The organism is Pseudoalteromonas sp. M58 (genome assembly GCF_042604605.1).
GTDB classification, from domain to species: domain Bacteria; phylum Pseudomonadota; class Gammaproteobacteria; order Enterobacterales; family Alteromonadaceae; genus Pseudoalteromonas; species Pseudoalteromonas tetraodonis.
In genome coordinates this window covers 519,755-540,524 of sequence record NZ_CP152390.1, presented here as the reverse complement: position 1 = coordinate 540,524, position 20,770 = coordinate 519,755, and the positions used below count along the sequence as shown (strand labels likewise).

The following is a 20,770-nucleotide window of genomic DNA, read 5'->3' as shown; positions in this document are numbered from 1 at the left end:
ACTTATGTTCTCTTATTTGTTACTTGCTCACAGTGCATCGCTACGCTTGCTGTGGCATCTAAAATAGCCTGCTGTTTTGCTTTGCCAGCCATTTTAGTTATTAATAAAGGTTCGGCTAAATAGGGGCTTAAAAGTTCAACAATACTGCGCTTATTAAATTGCCCCTGTGGCATTAATAACGCCCCCTCTGCCATTACTAAATACTGTGCATTGGCTGTTTGATGATCATCAACCGCGTGTGGAAACGGCACAAATACCGCCATTTTACCCGCTGCGGCAATTTCACTTACCGTAAGCGCACCCGCACGACAAATCACAATATCTGCCCAGCTATAAGCGGTATCCATATCATCAATAAATTCAGCAACGGTCACTTGCTCATTGCCCATTTGTTGCTGCTGGTAACTTTCACTTACACTAGCAAGGTGCCCTTTACCGGTTTGATGCCAAATATTAATGGCACAAGTATCATTCAAGCGCTTAAATGCTTCTGGCAGTGTTTGGTTGAGTACTTGCGCACCTAACGAGCCACCCACAACAAGCATATTGATTGGGCTTGATACTTCCCGCTTAGGTATATCAACCACACTCTGACGCACAGGGTTACCCACCAGCTCAGCCTTTCCACTGGCAAAAGCACTAGGGAAAGCCGCTAACACGCGATTCGCAAATTTCGCTAGCCATTTATTGCTCATGCCTGCTACGGCATTTTGTTCGTGAATCACCAAAGGAATACCTAGGCTTTTTGCCGCAATACCTGTTGGGCCAGTTACATACCCCCCCATTGCTAAAACGACGTCAGGGCGTTGTTGTTTTAATACCTTACGCGCTTGCAATATTGCATTAATAACCATGAATGGCGCTTTAATAAGGCGTTTTAAACCATTCCCTCGCACGCCTTTTACATCAATAAAATCAATTTCTATGTTGTGCTTGGGCACGACACTGGCTTCCATTCTATCTGGGGTGCCTATCCAGCTAACTTGCCAACCTTGCTGTTTGAGATAATCAGCAACGGCAATCCCTGGAAAAATATGTCCACCTGTGCCCCCTGCTACAACGACTATTTTTTTACTCATCGCTTAGCTCCACCTGACGTGGCTTGTTTCGTTGCCATCTTGGTCTCAAAATCTACACGTAATAAAATACCGGTTGCTATGGTCATCATTAATAAACTTGAGCCACCATAAGAAATAAACGGCAAGGTTAATCCTTTGGTTGGCAAAATACCGGCACTGGCGCCCACATTAACCATGGTTTGAAACGCAAACCAAATACCAATTGCTAAGGCTAAGTAGCCTTCATATTCTTTGCCGTTTTTAAGCGCGTTTTGGCCAATGAGTAAAGCTCTAAATACTAAAGTACCGAGTACCATTAAAATGCTCAGCACCCCCATAAAACCTAACTCTTCAGCAATAACAGCAAAAATAAAGTCGGTGTGCGCTTCTGGTAAATATTGTAATTTTTGTACGCTGTTTCCTAGGCCTTGGCCAAACCAATCGCCTTGACTATAAGCCATTAGTGATTGCACTAATTGGTAGCCTTTGCCAAAAGGGTCATCCCAAGGTTCTAAAAAGCCAACCACACGCGCCATACGATATGGCTCTAACACAATAAGCCCAACCACTAGCGCAATACCGGTTAAAATAAGTGCAAAAAACTGCCAAAGCTTGGCACCGGCTAAAAACAACAAACCAACCGTAGTAACAAACATCACCACCACAGTCCCTAAATCGGGCTGCATTAAAATAAGTGCTGCATAAACTGCAAATACCGCTATGGGTTTAGCAAAGCCTTTTATGTTTTCTTGAACTTCATTGCGCTTACGTACTAAGTAGCCTGCGATATAACTAAAGAAGAACAACTTAGCGAGCTCCGAGGCTTGAATATTAAACGGTCCTACGGGTATCCAGCGGGTCGAACCATTGACTTCACGTCCTACAATAAGTACCACTAATAACAGTACTAAACCGATTAGTAATAAATAGGGGTTAGCTTTTTTCCACCACGACATAGGTACTTGAGTACTAATGCAAAATAAACAAAACGATAGCCCTAAAAAAATGCCATGGCGGATAGTAAAATGATAAATATTACCAAACAGTCTATCGGCTGTCGGCATTGAGGCACTGGTTACCATCACAAAGCCCACACCAATCAGCATTAGCATGCAATAAAGCAGTGGCACATCATAAAGCTGCGCTGAAGGTTTAGGGGTGAGAGCCTCTTTAATATCCGCAAAAGCAATCATGACTGCCCCTGCAATACACATTGCACAAAATCATCGCCGCGTTGCATATAATTGTTATACATATCAATGCTGGCACAGGCAGGTGCGAGTAAAACGGTATCGCCCGATTTACTTAATTGCTTTGCAAGCGCCACAGCCTCAGACATATTATTGGTTAAATGACCTTTAGCACTCAGTGCCACTAAATCTTTGGCATCTTTACCAAAACAAATCAGCGCTTTTACATGCTTTTCAATATAAGGCTTTAACACCTCTAAATCAGCACCTTTAGCATCACCACCAGCAATCACCACTAGGTTTTCGTGCTTACCCGCTAAACTATCTATTGCCGCCACTGTTGCGCCTACGTTGGTGGCTTTAGAGTCGTTAAAGTATTTAACGCCATTAAACTCACCCACAAACTGACAACGGTGCGCTAAGCCATTAAATTGAGATAATGCGGTTTTGTAATGCGCCTTAGTAATTGTAAATGGGCTGAGTAACGCCATCACTGCCAAGGTATTTAAATAGTTATGCTTACCCACAACGGCTAAAGTACTTACTGGTAAATAAGCTTCGTCCTTTACCATAAAGTGCGCTTCGTTATTGTGCTGTGCTAAGTGGTAATTGCCTTGTGTTTCACCAAAACTCAGTTGTGGTGCTAACGTGCGACTCACAGGGTGTGTTTGTATGTCATCAGCATTAATCACTAAGTGTTCAGCACCGTTATAAATACTTAATTTTGAATCTATATAGGCTTGGTAACTATCATAACGATCGAGATGATCTTCTGAAATATTAAGCACGGTTGCACTGGTGGTTTTTAGGCTGCGTGTGGTATCAAGCTGAAAACTTGATAGCTCCAATACAAATACATCAAAGTCACCGTCAAGCAAATCCAGTACCGCTGTGCCAATGTTGCCACCGAGTGCCACCTTATAACCTGCGGTTTTTAATACTTCGTAGGCAAGTGTTACTACGGTTGATTTACCATTAGAGCCGGTTACAGCAACGACTGGTTTGCTATTAATGCGCGCAAATAACTCAACATCACCAATCACTTCAACGCCTGCGTTAATTGCCTTAACAATTGCTGGTGTTTTTAAGCCCAGCCCAGGACTAATAATAATCATATCGCAAGCACTGAGCGCCGCATTTTCTAGGTCACCAAAGTGCGTTTTTAATTGAGGTGCGTGCTGATTGAGCCAATCAACACCTGGCGGATTCTCTCTGCTATCGACCACATAAGGCTGTATTGATTGAGATAATAAAAAACGCACAATGCCCAGACCGGTTACACCGAGTCCGAGCACTGTTATGTGTTTATTTTTTATCTCGTTTAAATACTGCATTTATCGGATCTTTAATGTCGCAAGGCCAGCGAGTACCAGCACAATAGAAATTATCCAAAAGCGCACAATAACGCGTGGCTCCGGCCAACCTTTAAGTTCGTAATGGTGATGAATAGGCGCCATTCTAAAAATGCGTTGCCCACGTAATTTGTAAGAGCCAACTTGTAAAATTACCGATAGCGCTTCCATTACAAACACGCCCCCCATAATAATCAGTAACAGCTCTTGGCGAACAAGTACGGCAATAATCCCCAATGCACCACCCAGTGCTAATGAGCCTACATCGCCCATAAATACTTGCGCCGGATACGTGTTAAACCATAAAAAACCTAACCCAGCCCCTACAATAGCGGTACATACCACAACCAACTCACTCGCCAGTGGTAAATGCGGAATATGCAAATAAGCCGAAAAATTAATATTACCCGTTAAGTAAGCAATAATGGCCAGTGCTGCAGCCACTAAAATAGTAGGTACAATGGCTAAACCGTCTAGACCGTCGGTTAAATTAACCGCGTTGGACGTGCCCACCAACGCAAAGTAGGTGATCACGATATAAAACAGCCCCAGCTGTGGCAGTACATCTTTAAAAAATGGCACAACAAGAGATGTTTCTGTCGCTTGTGTGCTGCTCATGTAAAGCGCAGTGGCTACAACCAGTGCAATTACCGATTGCCAAAAGTATTTCCACTTTGCAATAAGTCCTTTTGGATCTTTGCGGATCACCTTACGGTAATCATCAATAAAGCCCACAATACCTAATGAGCCAATTACAAATAAAGTGGCCCATACGTATTTATTAGACAAGTCTGCCCATAATAATGTGCTGGTAAAAATAGCTCCTAAAATAAGTAAGCCACCCATGGTCGGTGTACCCGATTTAGATAGGTGCGATTGCGGACCATCATCACGTACTGTTTGCCCTATTTGCATGCGTTGCAACGCACGAATTAACTTAGGACCAAAATACAACGACATCATCAATGCGGTTAAAATACCTAAAATGGCACGCAGGGTTAAATACGAAAAAACATTAAAGCCACTATAATATTGAGTTAAATACTCAGCCAGCCAAACTAACATGATGATACTCCATTGATGGCTTGTTGCTGGCCATTAACTAAATCGGTTACTAAAAGCTCCATGCGAGAACTGCGTGATCCTTTCACGACAAGGGTAATTTTTTTATCTACTTTGCTAATGCTGTTTTGAATTTGCTGCAGCATTTGCTCACGATTAGAGAAATGGCGATTTGGCAGCCCAAATACATCACTGGCACATTTACTTAATACTCCGAGTGTAAATAACTCATCAATGCCTTGCGCTAATGCGTATTCACCGACTTCTTGATGATATTTACGGGCATCTTCGCCAAGTTCACCCATATCACCGAGTGCCAAAATACGATGACCTTGAATATCACTAAGTAAATCAATCGCAGCTTTCACCGACTTTACGTTGGCATTGTATGTATCATCGATAATGGTGAGTGAATCACTGGCTTCAATTAGGTTAACCCGTCCTTTAACTTCACCCATTGTCGCTAACGCGCTGGCAATGTCCTCAAGTGACACGTCAAACTCACTTGTTAACGCCGCAGCAATAAGCGCGTTACTAATATTGTGTTTACCTGGCAGTGCTAACTTAACCGGCACACTGTGTTGCTTGGTGCACAAAGTAAAGCTTGCGCGAGCTTGTGCATCTAGGCTGATGTCTTCAGCCCAAATATCGAGCTTTTCACTACTCGAAAAACATTTAATATTGCGCGTTGCTAACTTATCAAGCCAATATTGACTAAAGTCACTATCACAATTGACGATGGCGATGCCATCCTCTTTTAATCCGTCGTAAATTTCACCTTTTGCTTGTGCCACACCTTGCAGGCTACCAAAGCCTTCCAAGTGGGCAGCAGCAACATTACATACCACAGCTACATCCGGTTTGGTCATCGCGGTGGTGTACGCAATTTCACCTATGTGGTTAGCGCCTAATTCAATAACCGCAAAGCGATGTTGTGGCTCTAATCTGAGTAAAGTTAACGGTACGCCAATGTCGTTGTTAAAATTACCTTTAGTGGCTAATACATCCCCTTTACTTGATAAAATAGCGGCACACATTTCTTTAACTGTTGTTTTACCTACACTGCCAGTAATAGCGATAGTTTTAGGTGCAACTTGCGCCATCACTGCTGTACCAATTGTGCCTAATGCAATACGGGTATCGGCAACTACAAATTGAGCAATATCGGTATCAACAGCGTGATCGACAATCACGCCTATAGCGCCTTTTTGTTTTGCTTGTTCAATAAATTTATGGCCATCAAAATTTGGGCCCTTAAGCGCCAAAAACACTTCACCATCACACAAAGTACGGGTATCGGTGTTTATATTTATCACCTTGCGATTATCACCTTGATAATCGGTTGCTAGCACATTAGCTAGCCAATCAAAATCCATTGGGATCATGCTTGAGACCCTCTTACTGCTTTTTTTAATTGTTGTTGTACAAATTGGCGGTCGCAAAAATCGATGCGTTTATCGCCTATAATTTGATAGTCTTCATGCCCTTTACCGGCAATTAAAATAACCTCACCGGCTTTTGCGTTATCTATAGCAAATTGTATCGCGGCACCGCGATCGGCCTCTAAATGAGCGTTTTCTGGATGCTCTAATCCCGCAGCTACATCATTAATAATTACCTTAGGGTCTTCAGAGCGTGGGTTATCACTGGTAATGATCACTTTGTCTGCAAACTGCTCAGCAGCTTGTGCCATTAGTACACGCTTTCCTTTATCTCTGTCGCCGCCACAACCAAACACACAACTCACTCCACCTGGTACATGTTGCTGCAGCGCTTGTAACGCTAAAGCCAACGCATCTGGCGTATGCGCATAATCAACAACGCAAGTAGGCATACTTGGCGCTGTAAATGCTTGCATCCTGCCGGCTACCGGCTGTAAATACTCACATCCTGCTACTAACTGTGTTAATGGATAGCCTAGCGCTAATAGCGTTGCTAACGCAGCCGTTAAATTATAAAGATTAAATTCACCAAACAGCGGTGATTTTATGGCAACATCACCCCAGCTAGTAGTTAATTGCGCCGAAATACCGGTTGCTGAATACTGAACATCTGAAAAATACACAAACTGTGCATTTTTAGGGGCTAAGTTTTTACGGCCATAACAAATAAGACTATTAAAGCTGTATTTTTCAATCCATTGCTCTGCTTGTCCGTCATCCTGATTAAGAATGACATGATCAGCATCAAAATCACGAAACAGCATTAATTTAGCATCACCATAGCTTTGCATATCGCCATGGTAATCTAAGTGATCGCGCGACAAGTTAGTAAACACTGCAGCTTTAAAATGACACTGATCAACACGGTGCTGTACCAAACCATGCGATGACACTTCCATAGCAACCAATTGGTGTTGCTCATTTTTTAAGTCGCTTAAAATACGCTGTAAATCGACTGCTGAAGGCGTAGTATTTTGCAGTGGTGTTAAGTTATCTGGATGGCCGTAGCCTAAGGTGCCAATAATAGCGGCTTGGGTATGACAAAATTGCGCTAAATGAGCAATCATTGCTGTGGTAGTCGATTTACCATTGGTGCCCGTTACGCCAACTAAATCTAAGTGCTTGCTCGGTTGTTGGTAAAATTGACTCGCCAATACAGGCAGTTTCTTATTCAATTCTGAGACTAAATAAAGCGGCTCAAAATCACTTTCAAATTCACACAGTCTGTCGGCAATAATTGCACTGGCACCATTTTCAATTGCTTTACTAATAAAGTGCCCACCATCTAACTGGTGCCCTTTTATCGCCACAAACACATCACCTGGTTTTACATCGCGGCTATCTAAACGCAGCTCGCTTACCATTAAACGTGCTGCATCTATTTCTAAATGTTTTAAAATTGTGTGTAAATCACGCACCATCATCTTTGCCCTTTACGTATGCCACCGAGTCTTTGTCTGGGGCAACGTTTAAAATTCTTAATGAATTAGAGATTATTTCTGCAAACGCTGGACCTGCCGTTGCGCCGCCATAATAAACATCTCCACCGGGCTCGTTGATTAATACCACAACGGCTAATCGCGGGTTACTCGCAGGGGCAATGCCCGCAAAATAACCTACATATTCGTCACCATAGCCCCCTGCGGCGGCTTTTTTAGAGGTGCCTGTTTTACCAGCAGCGCGGTAACCATCCACTTTAACGCGGCGTGCGGTACCGCCTTCTTCAAATACGCTTTCCATCATATGGACAACGGCTTCAACATCTTCTTGTTGAAAGACACGCTCACCTTCAGGTATAGAATCTTGCTTTAGTACAGTAAGCGGACGATTAACCCCGCCTGCCCCTAACATGGCGTAAAAACGTGCCATTTGCGCGGTACTCACGGCAATATTGTAACCAAACGAGAGCGCTGCAATTTCGTGATCTGACCAACGGCGATTAGGGTAAAATAAGCCACTACTTTCGCCTACCATGCCAGTACCACTATCACTGCCAAACCCCACTTTTTGATACAAGCCCACAAAGTACTCTTTGGGTACTGTTTGGCTTATTTTGGTTACTCCCATATTACTGGAGTATTTTAAAATTTCGCGCAGCGTCATTTCGCCATGATTACGGGTATCTTGTACTAAGCTGCCCCCTAAGCGCATCCAGCCTGGGTAGGTATCAACTTTGTCATCCGGTTGGATTGTGCCGTAGTCTAATCCAGCTAAAATGGCTAGAGGCTTAACAGTTGAGCCGGGTTCAAACAAATCGGTAATAGCGCGGTTACGACGTTTATGAGGAGCCGCCCCGCTTAAGTTGTTAGGATTAAATGATGGGCTATTGACCATGGCCAAGACTTCACCGGTTTTAACATCTACTACCATGGCAGAACCTGAGGTCGCTTTATAAGTTAATACCGCTGATTTAACTGCTTTATAGGCAATGGCTTGAATTCGCTGATCAATACTTAGTTGAATGCTTTCAGGCTCTACTCGCTCGCGTTCATCAAGCACTTCAACTTCACGCCCTTGCGCATCTTTGCGAATGGTACGGCGACCTTCTTCACCGGTTAACGCGTTTTCATAAAGCTTTTCTATGCCCTCAATGCCTTTACCATCAATATTGGTAAATCCAATAACATGTGCGCTTACTTCACCAGCAGGGTAATAACGTTTTGATTCATCCAATAAATGAATACCAGGTAGGCGTAAATCACCGATGTAATTAGCCACAGCGGGAGTCACTTGGCGTTTTAAATACACAAAGCGACGAGTAGGATCATCAAGTAATCGCGTGTTAATTTTACTAGGCTCAATGCGCAACACATCAGCCAATTCACGCCAGCGTAAATCATTTTTATAATACAGGGCGGTACGCTTATTTAACTCAGCAACATTTTCACGAAGCGTTTGCTGATCTTCACCGTTTTTGCGTGCTTGCCTAAGTACTTTACTAACCAGTGATTTATGCAGGGCTTTAGGATCCGCATACACGCTTACCACAGGCACACTAACGGCAAGCTCTTTACCGTTACGATCGAAAATCATCCCGCGTTGCACATGCAGTTTTTCAATCCGTACCGTACGTTTATCGCTTTCAGAGCGCGCTTTATCAGGTTCAATTACTTGCAAGTACGCAGCACGCGATACCAAGGTCACAAACACTAAAAAAATCACCGCGCACACTAAAATAAAGCGCCATGCTATTAGGTTATTGACTGGTTTTTTGCCTCGCATTCTCATTGTAATATAATTACCTGCTCATCTTGGCTGGTTGGCCGCTTCATTTCGAGTTGTGACGTTGCCACTTCTTCAATGCGCGCATGTTGTGAATAAAACTCTTCTTCCACTAAAAAATAACGCCATTCTAAATCCAATTCGTCACGCTCTTGGAGCAACGAATCTTGCTCAATTAATTGCGCTCGAGAGAGATGAGTTACTTGCACCACACTCAAGCTTGATGCGAATATCACAACCAACAAGGCCAAGGTGATCTTGTTCGCACCTAGGCCTTTAATTATTTCAAGAAATAAATTGGGTTGGCGATAGCTCGCTTTTTTACTCATCCCAACCTCTGTGCGATCCTTAGCACTGAGCTGCGAGAGCGTGGATTACGCGCCACTTCATCAGCACTTGGTTTAATAGCTTTACCCACTGCTTTTAACGTCAGATTTTTATTTATTTGTGCGTCGGTTAAAGGCAGACCTCTGGGTATCGCTTCTCCCTTACTCTGTTTTTTAATAAATTGTTTAACAATGCGATCTTCTAAAGAATGAAACGAAATAACCACTAAGCGACCACCCGGCTTAAGAACTTTAATCGCCGCTTGTAATGCCGTTTGAATTTCCTCTAATTCGCTATTGATATAAATACGAATAGCCTGAAAAGTCCGCGTTGCAGGGTGTTTAAACTTATCTTTCACCGGTACGGCTTCATCGACTAAATCAGCGAGCTGCTTAGTGGTAGTGATTGGCGTGTGTTCACGCACTTCTAAAATTTTGTGCGCAATGCGCTTACCAAATTTTTCTTCACCTAGCTTTTTGATCACATGAGTAATGTCATCTAATTCAGCCTCAGCTAACCACTGCGCTGCGCTGCGACCTGTACTTGGGTCCATTCTCATATCAAGCGGACCATCTTTCATAAAGCTAAAGCCACGCGCTGCGTCATCTAGCTGCGGCGACGACACACCAATATCAAGTAAAATGCCATCAACCTGACCAATAAGATCGTTTTGCTCAGCTACCTCGTATAACTTTGAAAAACGAGAATGAGCAATTGAAAAACGCGGGTCATCAGCAAACTTTTCAGCAGACTTTATCGCTTGTGGATCTTGGTCAATGGCCTGCAAACGACCGCTTTCACCTAAGCGCGCTAATATTTGCCCTGAATGTCCGCCACGTCCAAAGGTACCATCCATGTATATGCCGTCTGGCTTAATTGCAAGTGCATCTATGGTTTCGTCCATTAATACGGATACGTGTTCAAATTGCGCTGTCATTAGCTGTTATTTGCCTTTTATTTTGCTGCTAGAGGGTGAAGTTATCTAAATCGTCATTCGGTTCAAAATCACCGAGCCTTTCAAGCTCAGTGTCTTGGCGCATCTGCTCGTGCCAACGTGCTTCATCCCAAATTTCAAATTTATTCATTAAACCCACCAGCATAATTTTTTTGCCAAGTTCTGCATGTGAGCGCAATGAAGGCGCCAACAAAATTCGACCGTTTTTATCAAGCTGATATTCTGTCGCATTACCTAACAACATACGTTGCATCCGTCGTGCTCTAGGATTCATATTAGATATTTTTGCTAAACGGCTTTCTATTTCTAGCCATTCAGCAAGAGGGTATAACCAAAGGCAAGGCTCATTGAGTGCAACTGTGCAAATTACCGTTCCCTGATCTTCAGACAATAGCGTATCTCGGTACTTTGTCGGTACCGCAAAACGTCCTTTATCATCCAAACTCAGTGAACTTGCGCCACGAAACATAAAAAGCCTATTGTAAATTTATTTTAATCAACTTTTTGATTAACCCGATCCAGTTTGATCCACTAAACACCACTTTTTACCACAGTGCTCCAGTTTAGGGCTTGACAAGCCTTTTTGTCAAGTAAGTCACCCAGCTTTAGCACCCCGCGAAGCCTGAAAAAATAAGGCTCCGATTAAAGCGGTTGAATTGTTTAATAAAAAATCTGATCAGCCAGTAAAAAATTTTTTATCGTGCTTTTTATTAGCTCGTTGGCATTATTTGCTTAATGAATAAACAGTGAATAATTACAATTTATTTGAGCCCTGCTGACCTTTGTGAATTAGAGTTTGGTCAAACTAGATGCGGTTTAATCACGTCGCGAGGTTTGTAACTGAGTGGACAAAGAAAAAATCAATCTCGAATGATCAACACGTCCTAGTTTGTAAAAATTACAAACTGTTGTCGCAATAGTTACAGCTATAAACCCACTCAAAATTCGTAAATAAAATACAATTCATATAAAACAACAGGTTAAAGACTGGTTTAATCATTGCATCTAAATAATTACTTTTAAAAAACTATTAAGGATTGATTATGGCTACGGCAACAAAGAGCAAAACTCCTATTGATGCAAAACAAGAGATTGAAGCACCGCTAACAGATAAAGCGACATCAGCAGCGCATGACGCAGTTGATGCATTATCAAGTAAAGCGGCGGTAGCTGAAAATGGTGTTCGTAAAGGCGCAAGCAGCTCAGCTGAAACGCTTAATGAAAAGCAGTTAGCCGCTCGTGAGAAACTAGCAGAGTGTTCGTCTAAAACGCGTCAACTCGCATCAGAAAACCCATTAGCAACGGCGGGTCTGGCGTTTGCTGCTGGTATGTTAGTTACAGCACTGTTTCGTCGTAAGTAATACTAATGCAAAACCAACACTCAACACCAAGTGAATCACAAGGGACAGATTCGGCGTCATCGGCAAAACACGCCGATGACTGGCAAGATCATGTTGCTAAGCTTGCTGATTATGCAGCGCAGCTCAAGGATGATTATCACCAACAAGGAAAGTTGACACATCAGCTGGCTACAGCTGAGTGGAAGCTGTCGTTAAGATCCTTAGCACTGATCACCATTCTACTAGGATGTTTTGCCAGTGGCTTGGTGTTACTGTGGGTGGGGTTTTTAGGTATTGTAGGCTTTGCCACCTTTGATCTGTTTAGCTCTATCTGGCTGAGCATTGCAGTGGTGATCAGCCTACAAATTTTATGCTTAGTTTGGCTGTGGCGAAACGCCGTTTATCTAAGCAAAAAAATTGGCTTTACTAAAACGCTAAATAGCCTAAAGCAGCTGCTTAAATTATAAGGCACACACAATTATGTTAATCAATTATTTGATCAACTCACCGAACGCTCGCGTGCAACAGCTAGATAAAGAAGTTGTTATGCGATCAGAGCTAAAACGTCAGCATCTTGCAGCTATAAAATACAGAGCCAAGCGCTTTGCAGCAACAAAAGTGGGGCTCGCCAGTGCGTTTGCAGCTGGCGCTGTAGTTGAGTCTGCTAAAGGTGATGCTAACACGATAAAAAAATACACTTGGTTATTAAAGCTACTTGCTTAAAAGTCATTCGCGCATCGATTTATCACGACAATGAGCCAAAAAAACCATTTTGATAATCGCTAACAGCCTGGCGAATTTCAGCCTCGGTGGTCATTACAAAAGGTCCCATGTGCGCAATTGGCTGGTTAAGTGGATCGCCTGCGAAAATAAGAACCCCCGCCGCTTTCTTTGCCTGTAATGCAATGTCACTCAATGGTTCTAATATAAGTAACTTACCCGCATTAAACACGTCATCGGTCTGAGATATTAATGAGCCTGTATGAATATAAATCATCACTTTTTGCTGTTTTAAAGCCGGTAAATTAAGCCCTTCACCCGCAGGCAAAGCTACATCAGCTATAGCACCATTAGCAGCTAAATTTTGTAAGCTTGCAGCCAATTGGTGTGATTCAAATTGCCATGTACCTGCTAAGGCTTTAAGTGAAACACCTTGTTGATTAGTAAAACTCGGTGCTGGATGCTCTGTGGTATCTTGGTATTGAGGCTCACGCATTTTTTGAGCACTTGGCATATTGAGCCAAATTTGAAAACCATGTAAGCCTTGTTCAGCATCGGCAAGGGGCATTTCACTGTGCATAACACCGCTACCGGTACTCATCCATTGTACGTCACCCGCACGAATCGCCTTTTTGTTACCCATTTGGTCTTGATGTTCAAACCCGCCTTTTAAAATATAGGTAAAGGTTTCGATCCCCCTATGAGGATGAGGAGGAAAGCCACCAATATAATCACTTTCATCGTCAGATTTAAGTTCATCTATCATTAAAAATGGATCTAAATATTTACCATCAAATCCTGGAATACGACGAATATTAACACCATCCCCATCTTGGGTAGCATAAGCAGTTAGTACTTTGGTTATTTTCATTTTTGTTGCCTAAAATAGGTTAAGTAAAAGTATAAAATATTAATTTATTATTATGACTCTACCCGAAAATTAATTAATAAATTTCAGTTATATACAATAAAAGTAAATTTAATATTTGCGATATAACCTTAGTACATTAAAGGTTATTTATAGTAGAATTATTGGTCAGAGTTTTACCCTATATTTATTTGGATACGATTATTTTTACTGCATCATTAAAACATCAGCTTTATCGACTACTTATGCTAATTTGCATGCCTGTAGCTGCTGTCATTTTAGTAACCTTGTGGTTTAGTCGTGACGCGGCTATTAAAGAGCACGAGAAAAAAGTGCGCTCTATCACTGAGCACCTAATTATCAAGCAGCAAAGCATGATTAATGATGTAGAGCATATTACTGAGTTTTTAGCAAAAAAGCAGAAAGACATTAAGTCTTTATCTTCTCGCTGCCCTTCGTATTTTTTAGATGTTAAGGCACTCAATGGCAATATCGCGAATATTGGTTTAGTAAACAAAGACGGCGATTTAATTTGTTCCTCAAATAATGGTGCCCCTAATATCAACGTTAGTGATCGTCCCTACTTTAAAAACGCACTCGCCAGTAAAGAGTTTAGTATTGGCCATTTCCAGCACGATCGCAGCCTTGAAGCCCAGAGCATTAACTTTGCTTCCCCTATTCTTAATGAAAACAATGATATTGAAGGCGTGATAGTAACTGTAATTGCTTTAGACTGGTGGAGCTCGGCACTTAATAGCTTGAATTTACCGACAGAAGTTCGAGTCGCCATCACTGACTCTAATAATCTTATTTTAGCCAACTCCCCTTTTTCAGCCGATAGATTAGGTTATAAATTGGAAGAGTTTGATTTAGAACATAATTTACAAGCAGGTGTCATTTTTAAAGGAAAAGATGGTATCCGTAGAGTTTTTCATCAAACGACTCTCTATCGAGATGGCAATGACAATAAGCTCTCTATTTATATTACTCAACCAATAGATAAAACACTTGAGCGGATAGATATTAACTTTGTAAAAATGGTTTTAGGATTTTTAATGACCATTCTTCTTTTAGCTGTATTAGCTAGACGACTGGTCAATAAAAGCATTTTAAATCCGATTAAAAGTTTAACGCAGGCGGTTAACCGCTTAGCGGCCGGTAATATGCCTCATGACGATGAGCAGCCCAATAGTCCTGAGCTAAATAGACTTTACCATCGTTTTAAATACATGGCCGAGACTCGCTTAACGGCTGAAGCATGCCTTAAACATAAGCATGACGAGCTCAATAGCCTGCTTAATGCATTACCCGATGCTTTTTTACGCGTAGATGCCAATGGCAATATTCTTGATACCGGTGGACGTATTAAATCGTTAAATTATAGCCATTCAACACCCCCTAAAAAATTATCGTGTTTATTCTCTGATGCTAATTTAAAACAAGTGCAAGGGTACTTAATACCCCTGAACGCCCCTGTCACTGTTGAGCTTGAACATAAACAAGATAATCATTTTTATGAAGCTAAAATTAGCCCAATGAAAAAAGCCGATGAGTTTATTATCGTTATTAGTAACATCACGCAACGAAAGCAAAATCAAGAATCGTTGCATTTAGCGTCATTAGTTTACAACAACAGCAGTGAAGGCATGGCAATCACGGATGAAAATGGGGTTATTTATGATGTGAATCCTGCGTTTTGTGAAACAACTTTGTATTCTCGAAAAGAAGTACTCAATCAAACTATTGGTATTTTATCATCGGGTAAACACGATAAGCAGTTTTATAATTACATGTGGCAATCGCTCAATAAAACAGGGCGTTGGCAAGGTGAAATAACCAATCGTCGTAAAAATGGCGAGCTGTATGTTGAATGGTTAACCATCGATACTATTTACGATAAAAATAAAGCCCCGACTAGTCGTATTGCTATTTTTACCGACCTAACCGAGAAAAAACAAGCAGATGAATTAATTTGGCGACAAGCGCACTTTGATCATTTAACCGACTTGCCTAATCGATTAGAACTAAAAGAGCGCTTAAACCTACGATTCGCAAACCTTACCAATGCAGATCAAAAACTGGTCATTATGCTATTAGATATTGATCATTTTAAAGATATTAACGACACATTGGGCCACCATTACGGCGATAGATTACTTAAGTTAGTATCTGAGCGAATTGTGCAAACGGCCAAAGAGGCTGACTTTGTAGCACGAATTGGCGGAGACGAGTTTGTTGTTGTATTTAGTGATTTACATGGCAGCGATAATATAAAGCAAATGGCAAAATCACTTTTGCTTAGCCTTGCCTCCACTATTTTTATTGAAGATGAAAAAGTGTATATCAGTGCCAGTATTGGTATTGCCTGCGCGCCAGATGATGGCCAAAATCCAGAGCAATTACTTAAAGCCGCTGACCAAGCTATGTATAAAGCAAAAAATAGCGGTCGCAATGGCTTTGAATTTTTCTCACATGATATGCGTGAAGATGCAAACGCAAGAATGCAACTACTCAAAGAGCTTCGCTCAGCTATAGAGCTAGAACAATTTGAGTTATATTATCAGCCTATTGTATCCCTTAATGATTTACACGTTCATAAAGCTGAGGGACTTATTCGTTGGCAACACCCAGAAAAAGGCCTGATCAGCCCTGCTGACTTTATTCCTCTTGCTGAAGAAACCAGACAAATAAATGCGCTGGGTCAATTTGTATTTGCTGAGGCACTACAAACACTTAATGATATTAAAAAACACATTCAAGATGAATTTCAAATAAGCATTAACGTTTCACCAGTGCAATTGGCAACCGTCGATAGCGGCATAGACGAATGGTACGATATGCTAGCAACGGCAAATATACCAGCCTCAGCGATTGTGGCCGAAATTACTGAAGGCTTAATGGTTAACCCTGAAGAACTTACCCAAAGTCGTTTGAAAGCCTTGGTTAAGTCAGGGATGCAATTGGCCCTTGATGACTTTGGCACCGGTTATTCATCGCTTGCTTACTTGCAAGAAATGGATACCGACTACCTAAAAATAGATAAACGCTTTGTTGATAATATTCAAAAAGGCAGTCAAGAGCTGGCTTTGTGTGAAGCAATTATCATGATGGCTCATCAGCTTGGTTTAAAAGTGATTGCCGAAGGCATAGAAACAAAATTACAAATGGATTTATTACTTGAGGCCGGTTGTGATTATGGCCAAGGCTATTTGTTTTCAAAGCCGCTGCACAAAGCCTCGTTTATGCAGCTGATAACAACAAATCAAGTAATTAGTTTGAAATAAAAGTCATTTAGCCCTAATACTGGTTATTTTGTGTCGAGGTGGTCTGCTACATACGCACCTCGCTGCCCTCTTTTTTTATCTGGTCCAATGGTGCTGTCTTGAGCGGTTTGCTGCTCTAACGCTGAATTAATTGTAGCTCCTAAAATAATGATATAAGCGCTAATAAATAGCCACATAAGCATAATAACCACTCCACCTAAAGAGCCATATGTTTCGTTGTAACTAGCAAAATGAGATACATAAAATGAAAAGCCAAAAGATGCCACAATCCATAATACGGTGGCGGTGAATGAGCCCACGGTAACCCAGCGCCATTTAGCTGCTTTTCTGTGAGGCGCATAACGGTATAAAATTAATAATGCAAAGTTAAAGGTCAATGCCAGCAACGGCCATGATATAAGCATGATTAAAAAATCAATACTCTCTTTAATTCCGAGTAAATTAAGCGCTAGCGGTAATATACCTATAATTACCAGTGCTATTACAGCCACCACAATTGCACCCACTGAAAATAACAAACGCACAAGTTGCGCCTTTAAGAATGAGCGTTTTTCGTATTCGTGATAACTAATATTACATGCTGTGATCAACGCTTGGCTGCCCTTAGAGCTACTCCAGATAGTTAACAGTAAAGTACCCAGCGCACTAAGGCTTAAACTAGTTTGTGACTTTTGCGCAAGACTTGAAACTTGAGATAAAATAATTTCTTGAGTGCTTTGTGGTAATAACGCCATAAACTGACTTAAATACACACTAATATCATTCGGTGATGCAAAATAAGCATACACAGACACCAATGCCGCAATGGCGGGAAAAATAGCCAGTAACGCATAAAATGCCACGCCAGCCGCCACTAAAGATAAATTATCACGGCTCATTTGTTTTACTATTCGCCTTGTAATATCCCACCAGCCACGCAGAGGGATATGGTTAGGCTGCTTGGCTCTTTGGCCACGCTTAAAGTCACTCATAGTTAACTCCCTTTTTCTAATTAAGTAGCAAAATGTTTGCCAAACAAATACTGCTTGGTATTAGGGTCTGTTGAACTTTCAAGGTTAAATTTGCAGCAGTCTGTTTGGTGTTTAGGCAAGGCAGAGCCTAAGTGGTGTGGTTACTCCCCATAAATAGGCGATAACGTAGCATTAATGCCAAACAGGCGCTGCCCGAAGGGTTCTGCCTAGGGGCAATTAACTCTTTGTTGCTCGGCTTTTACTTAGCCCACTAGGTTACAAACCTCGCGCCGCGATTAAATTGCCCCTAGTTTGAACAAATATTAATACGCAAAGGTCAACAGACCCTAGACTTGCTGCTATTGTTTAACACAGACCCTAATTACTTCGACCTAACACGGATGACCTCTATGCTCAGTGCTTTAATTGCAACACTCGCTAATAACACATCAATTCCAGCAATCGACACCGTTAAGCCAAACTCAATTTCTTGGAGCTTTTTAAAAGATCAAAGCGTGCAATTACTACACACATTCATGCAATTACTGCCCACTTTATTATTAGGGATTGTTATTTTGGTGATTAGTTATTTAATTGCCACACCATTATCACGCTTGTTAATAAAGCCCGTTACTTACATGACCAACAGTAAATTAGTACACCTAGTTGCTAGGCGTGGTATTAGTACCTTAATTATTTTACTTGGGTTTTACCTATTCTTACGTTTGGCTGGCTTGACTGAATTCGCGGTCGCTATTATGAGTGGCACTGGGTTAATAGGGCTTATTTTAGGGTTTGCCTTTAGGGATATTGCTGAGAACTTTATTGCCAGTTTACTTTTGAGTGTACAACGTCCATTTAAAATTGATGATGTAATAGAAGTAGATGGCAGAATAGGTATAGTTAAAAAAGTAACGGCAAGAGCAACTACTTTAGTTGACTACGATGGCAATCATATTCAAATACCCAATGCGACGGTGTATAAAAATACCATTAAAAACTTAACCGCTAATCCAAAGATGCGCGGTCATTTCACAATTGGTATTGGCTACGATAATGACATTCGCGGCGCACAAAGTCTTGCTATTAGTGTTATAAAAAATCAAAACTCCGTGCTTAGCGATCCACCTCCCCAAGTATTGGTTGATAACTTAGGCTCCGCCACTATCAACTTTACCGTTTACTTCTGGGTCAACGGCGAACAATACAGCATTGTTAAAGTAGCCTCACAGCTAATGCGAGAGTTAATTAACAGTTTTATGCAACATAATATAAGTATGCCTGACGATGCTAGAGAGCGTGTATTACTCAATAGCCAAGGTGAAGATATTTATCCCATAGCAAACGAAGCTAAAACAAAGATAACAGAAAAAACTAAAGAGAAACCACATACTCAAAAACATAAAACCACAGAGCATGAACACAGTATTGATGATGTAAGTAGTGATACGGATGATATTCGCGAGCAAGCCGATGAATCACGCGACCCAGAGCAAGGTAAAAATATTATATAGAGAGGTTCGAGGTTCGAGGTTCGAGAAATTTAAAAGCCTTGCGGTTAACATTACAAGGTTTTTTATGCCTGAAGGCGATAGTTAGTCTCGCGTCGAGTTTAGGTTTTAAGCCCGCAACCCGAAGCTCGCCGCCCGCAACCTGACAGCTTATTCCAAACACAAAAAAGCCCGCAGCGTTAACTGCGAGCTTTTTTATTGAATGAGTGAGTCAGCCGGTAAGCCGGGTTCTGTCCTTTCCGAAGAAAGTGATAATCATTCGTCTAGGCCATAAATCGCTCTATGGCTCAAGCAACCTACCCGGTTCCAACGTGGGCCACGCCATAAGGAACCCTATTTGGTCTTGCTCCGAGTGGAGTTTACCTTGCAACCGACTATTACTAGCGGCCCGGTGCGCTCTTACCGCACCCTTTCACCCTTACCAATCCGAAGATTGGCGGTCTTCTCTCTGCTGCACTTGTCGTGGGCTCACGCCCCCCAGCCGTTAACTGGCACTCTGCCCTGTGGAGCCCGGACTTTCCTCCCCCTGCGCATTTTCGTTGCAGGCAGCGATTATCTTGGCTAACTCGGCGCGCAGTATACATGAGAGCACAACACTACGCAGTAAACATTTACTGTTTTTCTTCAATAATTGTTTTATACAGCGCGTTTTTCTTCATACCAAAGTAATCGGCCACCACGCCACAGGCTTTTTTCATTGGCATTTCGTTTTCAAGTAGCGCTAACATTTTGCGTGCCTCTGGCGGAATATCGTCAACTACCTTAGGTTTACCCGGCAGCATGAGTACTATTTCACCGCGCTGTTTAGTAGGATCGTCAGTTAAAAACTGCTTTAACTCAGTCACTGTGCCATTAAAAAAGGTTTCAAATGTTTTAGTGAGCTCTTTGGCAAATACCACTTGCTGCTCACCACCTAGCGCTGCTTCTAAATCGTCTAAGCTTGCCATAATACGGTGGGTACTTTCATACATAATACTGGTAATACTTGAGTTAACCGCATCAATAAAAAAGTCTTGGCGTGCTTTACTTTTAGCGGGCGTAAAGCCAACAAACTGAAAACGGTCGGTTGGCAGCCCTGAACAACATACCGCCGTAATAGCAGCGCATGCACCAGGTACAGGTGTGACAAGTGCGCCCTGCTCACGGCATAAATTAACAACGGCATAACCAGGGTCGCTTATAAGCGGCGTGCCGGCATCGGATACTAACGCAATATTTAACCCTTGATTAAGTTGGTCGATAATTTGCTGCGCTTTTTGCTTTTCATTATGGTCATGTAACGCAAAGGTTTTAGCCTTAATACCAAAGTGGCTGAGTAGCTTGCCAGTATGGCGAGTGTCTTCAGCAGCGATTAAGTCAACCTGCGATAATGTCGCGATTGCACGCTGACTTAAGTCGTCATAATTGCCGATTGGGGTGGCAACAACGTAAAGAGTGCCAATTTTCTGTGAATTCTCCTCATTTAACATTGAGGTCTCCTGCGTCAGTC

Annotated in this window: 18 protein-coding genes and 1 other RNA gene; 5 read left to right on the top strand and 14 right to left on the bottom strand. The window is 41.9% G+C overall.

Translation table 11 applies throughout. The features are described 5' to 3' along the window. Positions 1–2: 2 nt before the first annotated feature. The 10 genes from murG to mraZ are packed head-to-tail and all read right to left on the bottom strand — an operon-like array spanning position 3 to position 11,077. Positions 3–1,079 carry an undecaprenyldiphospho-muramoylpentapeptide beta-N-acetylglucosaminyltransferase gene (murG, locus tag AAGD16_RS02515; RefSeq protein WP_128583519.1) on the bottom strand — a complete coding sequence of 359 codons (1,077 nt, stop codon included), beginning with the start codon at positions 1,077–1,079 and terminating at the stop codon, positions 3–5. After that, the gene (gene ftsW, locus AAGD16_RS02510; protein WP_008465286.1) at positions 1,076–2,251 is read right to left on the bottom strand and encodes a cell division protein FtsW; all 1,176 of its coding nucleotides are present in this window, start codon (positions 2,249–2,251) and stop codon (positions 1,076–1,078) included. Before ftsW ends, murG begins: the two co-directional genes overlap by 4 nt. After that, positions 2,248–3,582 (bottom strand): UDP-N-acetylmuramoyl-L-alanine--D-glutamate ligase, encoded by a 1,335-nt coding sequence (murD, locus tag AAGD16_RS02505; RefSeq protein ID WP_377113421.1) that lies wholly within the window; start codon positions 3,580–3,582, stop codon positions 2,248–2,250. Before murD ends, ftsW begins: the two co-directional genes overlap by 4 nt. Then, on the bottom strand, positions 3,583–4,665 hold the full coding sequence (gene mraY / locus AAGD16_RS02500; RefSeq protein ID WP_008110692.1) for a phospho-N-acetylmuramoyl-pentapeptide-transferase: 1,083 nt from the start codon (positions 4,663–4,665) through the stop codon (positions 3,583–3,585). Further along, positions 4,659–6,047, bottom strand: coding sequence for a UDP-N-acetylmuramoyl-tripeptide--D-alanyl-D-alanine ligase (gene murF, locus AAGD16_RS02495; RefSeq protein ID WP_008110694.1), 1,389 nt, complete (start codon positions 6,045–6,047; stop codon positions 4,659–4,661). The genes mraY and murF overlap by 7 nt, the downstream gene beginning before the upstream one ends. Continuing rightward, positions 6,044–7,522 (bottom strand): UDP-N-acetylmuramoyl-L-alanyl-D-glutamate--2,6-diaminopimelate ligase, encoded by a 1,479-nt coding sequence (gene murE / locus AAGD16_RS02490; protein ID WP_377114763.1) that lies wholly within the window; start codon positions 7,520–7,522, stop codon positions 6,044–6,046. Before murE ends, murF begins: the two co-directional genes overlap by 4 nt. Next, complete coding sequence (locus AAGD16_RS02485) at positions 7,515–9,332, bottom strand: peptidoglycan glycosyltransferase FtsI (protein WP_013464053.1); 1,818 nt, start codon at positions 9,330–9,332, stop codon at positions 7,515–7,517. The genes murE and AAGD16_RS02485 overlap by 8 nt, the downstream gene beginning before the upstream one ends. Continuing rightward, positions 9,329–9,655, bottom strand: coding sequence for a cell division protein FtsL (gene ftsL / locus AAGD16_RS02480; protein ID WP_008110697.1), 327 nt, complete (start codon positions 9,653–9,655; stop codon positions 9,329–9,331). The genes AAGD16_RS02485 and ftsL overlap by 4 nt, the downstream gene beginning before the upstream one ends. After that, positions 9,652–10,590, bottom strand: coding sequence for a 16S rRNA (cytosine(1402)-N(4))-methyltransferase RsmH (rsmH, locus tag AAGD16_RS02475; protein ID WP_008110698.1), 939 nt, complete (start codon positions 10,588–10,590; stop codon positions 9,652–9,654). Before rsmH ends, ftsL begins: the two co-directional genes overlap by 4 nt. A gap of 28 nt (positions 10,591–10,618) precedes the next feature. Continuing rightward, positions 10,619–11,077 (bottom strand): division/cell wall cluster transcriptional repressor MraZ, encoded by a 459-nt coding sequence (gene mraZ, locus AAGD16_RS02470; protein WP_008110699.1) that lies wholly within the window; start codon positions 11,075–11,077, stop codon positions 10,619–10,621. Between the two features lie 574 nt (positions 11,078–11,651). Here mraZ and AAGD16_RS02465 point away from each other — a divergent pair. Genes AAGD16_RS02465 through AAGD16_RS02455 form a run of 3 tightly spaced genes read left to right on the top strand, consistent with a single transcriptional unit; the run spans position 11,652 to position 12,671 of the window. Beyond that, entirely contained in the window at positions 11,652–11,969 is a 318-nt protein-coding gene (locus AAGD16_RS02465) for a hypothetical protein (protein WP_013464052.1), read from the top strand. Positions 11,970–11,974: 5 nt separating this feature from the next. Beyond that, positions 11,975–12,415 (top strand): hypothetical protein, encoded by a 441-nt coding sequence (locus tag AAGD16_RS02460; protein ID WP_377113413.1) that lies wholly within the window; start codon positions 11,975–11,977, stop codon positions 12,413–12,415. Positions 12,416–12,428: 13 nt separating this feature from the next. Continuing rightward, entirely contained in the window at positions 12,429–12,671 is a 243-nt protein-coding gene (locus AAGD16_RS02455) for a hypothetical protein (protein WP_008110702.1), read from the top strand. Positions 12,672–12,693: 22 nt separating this feature from the next. Here the strand turns inward: AAGD16_RS02455 and AAGD16_RS02450 are convergent, their stop codons facing one another. Then, complete coding sequence (locus tag AAGD16_RS02450; RefSeq protein WP_058154147.1) at positions 12,694–13,539, bottom strand: pirin family protein; 846 nt, start codon at positions 13,537–13,539, stop codon at positions 12,694–12,696. A 254-nt stretch (positions 13,540–13,793) separates the two neighbouring features. On the opposite strand from AAGD16_RS02450, the gene AAGD16_RS02445 reads away from it, so the two are divergent. Further along, positions 13,794–16,820 carry an EAL domain-containing protein gene (locus AAGD16_RS02445; protein ID WP_013464049.1) on the top strand — a complete coding sequence of 1,009 codons (3,027 nt, stop codon included), beginning with the start codon at positions 13,794–13,796 and terminating at the stop codon, positions 16,818–16,820. Positions 16,821–16,843: 23 nt separating this feature from the next. Here the strand turns inward: AAGD16_RS02445 and AAGD16_RS02440 are convergent, their stop codons facing one another. Next, complete coding sequence (locus AAGD16_RS02440) at positions 16,844–17,791, bottom strand: YihY/virulence factor BrkB family protein (protein WP_377113409.1); 948 nt, start codon at positions 17,789–17,791, stop codon at positions 16,844–16,846. A gap of 389 nt (positions 17,792–18,180) precedes the next feature. Between AAGD16_RS02440 and AAGD16_RS02435 the strand changes: the two genes are divergently transcribed. Then, positions 18,181–19,284, top strand: coding sequence for a mechanosensitive ion channel family protein (locus AAGD16_RS02435; RefSeq protein ID WP_377113406.1), 1,104 nt, complete (start codon positions 18,181–18,183; stop codon positions 19,282–19,284). A 200-nt stretch (positions 19,285–19,484) separates the two neighbouring features. Here the strand turns inward: AAGD16_RS02435 and rnpB are convergent. Both rnpB and rsmI read right to left on the bottom strand, forming a co-directional pair. After that, positions 19,485–19,850, bottom strand: an RNA gene (gene rnpB, locus AAGD16_RS02430) — RNase P RNA component class A. Between the two features lie 42 nt (positions 19,851–19,892). After that, the gene (gene rsmI, locus AAGD16_RS02425) at positions 19,893–20,750 is read right to left on the bottom strand and encodes a 16S rRNA (cytidine(1402)-2'-O)-methyltransferase (RefSeq protein ID WP_008468384.1); all 858 of its coding nucleotides are present in this window, start codon (positions 20,748–20,750) and stop codon (positions 19,893–19,895) included. Positions 20,751–20,770: the final 20 nt, after the last annotated feature.

Excerpts from the sequence above, each read along its gene's own strand:
- murD (WP_377113421.1), bottom strand. The coding sequence starts at position 3,582 with ATGCAGTATTTAAACGAGATAAAAAATAAACACATAACAGTGCTCGGA.
- ftsW (WP_008465286.1), bottom strand. The coding sequence starts at position 2,251 with ATGATTGCTTTTGCGGATATTAAAGAGGCTCTCACCCCTAAACCTTCA.
- AAGD16_RS02460 (WP_377113413.1), top strand. The coding sequence starts at position 11,975 with ATGCAAAACCAACACTCAACACCAAGTGAATCACAAGGGACAGATTCG.
- AAGD16_RS02465 (WP_013464052.1), top strand. The coding sequence starts at position 11,652 with ATGGCTACGGCAACAAAGAGCAAAACTCCTATTGATGCAAAACAAGAG.
- rsmI (WP_008468384.1), bottom strand. The coding sequence starts at position 20,750 with ATGTTAAATGAGGAGAATTCACAGAAAATTGGCACTCTTTACGTTGTT.
- rsmH (WP_008110698.1), bottom strand. The coding sequence starts at position 10,590 with ATGACAGCGCAATTTGAACACGTATCCGTATTAATGGACGAAACCATA.
- AAGD16_RS02450 (WP_058154147.1), bottom strand. The coding sequence starts at position 13,539 with ATGAAAATAACCAAAGTACTAACTGCTTATGCTACCCAAGATGGGGAT.
- mraZ (WP_008110699.1), bottom strand. The coding sequence starts at position 11,077 with ATGTTTCGTGGCGCAAGTTCACTGAGTTTGGATGATAAAGGACGTTTT.
- mraY (WP_008110692.1), bottom strand. The coding sequence starts at position 4,665 with ATGTTAGTTTGGCTGGCTGAGTATTTAACTCAATATTATAGTGGCTTT.
- AAGD16_RS02485 (WP_013464053.1), bottom strand. The coding sequence starts at position 9,332 with ATGAGAATGCGAGGCAAAAAACCAGTCAATAACCTAATAGCATGGCGC.
- AAGD16_RS02440 (WP_377113409.1), bottom strand. The coding sequence starts at position 17,791 with ATGAGTGACTTTAAGCGTGGCCAAAGAGCCAAGCAGCCTAACCATATC.
- murG (WP_128583519.1), bottom strand. The coding sequence starts at position 1,079 with ATGAGTAAAAAAATAGTCGTTGTAGCAGGGGGCACAGGTGGACATATT.
- AAGD16_RS02455 (WP_008110702.1), top strand. The coding sequence starts at position 12,429 with ATGTTAATCAATTATTTGATCAACTCACCGAACGCTCGCGTGCAACAG.
- murF (WP_008110694.1), bottom strand. The coding sequence starts at position 6,047 with ATGATCCCAATGGATTTTGATTGGCTAGCTAATGTGCTAGCAACCGAT.
- AAGD16_RS02435 (WP_377113406.1), top strand. The coding sequence starts at position 18,181 with ATGCTCAGTGCTTTAATTGCAACACTCGCTAATAACACATCAATTCCA.
- AAGD16_RS02445 (WP_013464049.1), top strand. The coding sequence starts at position 13,794 with ATGCCTGTAGCTGCTGTCATTTTAGTAACCTTGTGGTTTAGTCGTGAC.
- ftsL (WP_008110697.1), bottom strand. The coding sequence starts at position 9,655 with ATGAGTAAAAAAGCGAGCTATCGCCAACCCAATTTATTTCTTGAAATA.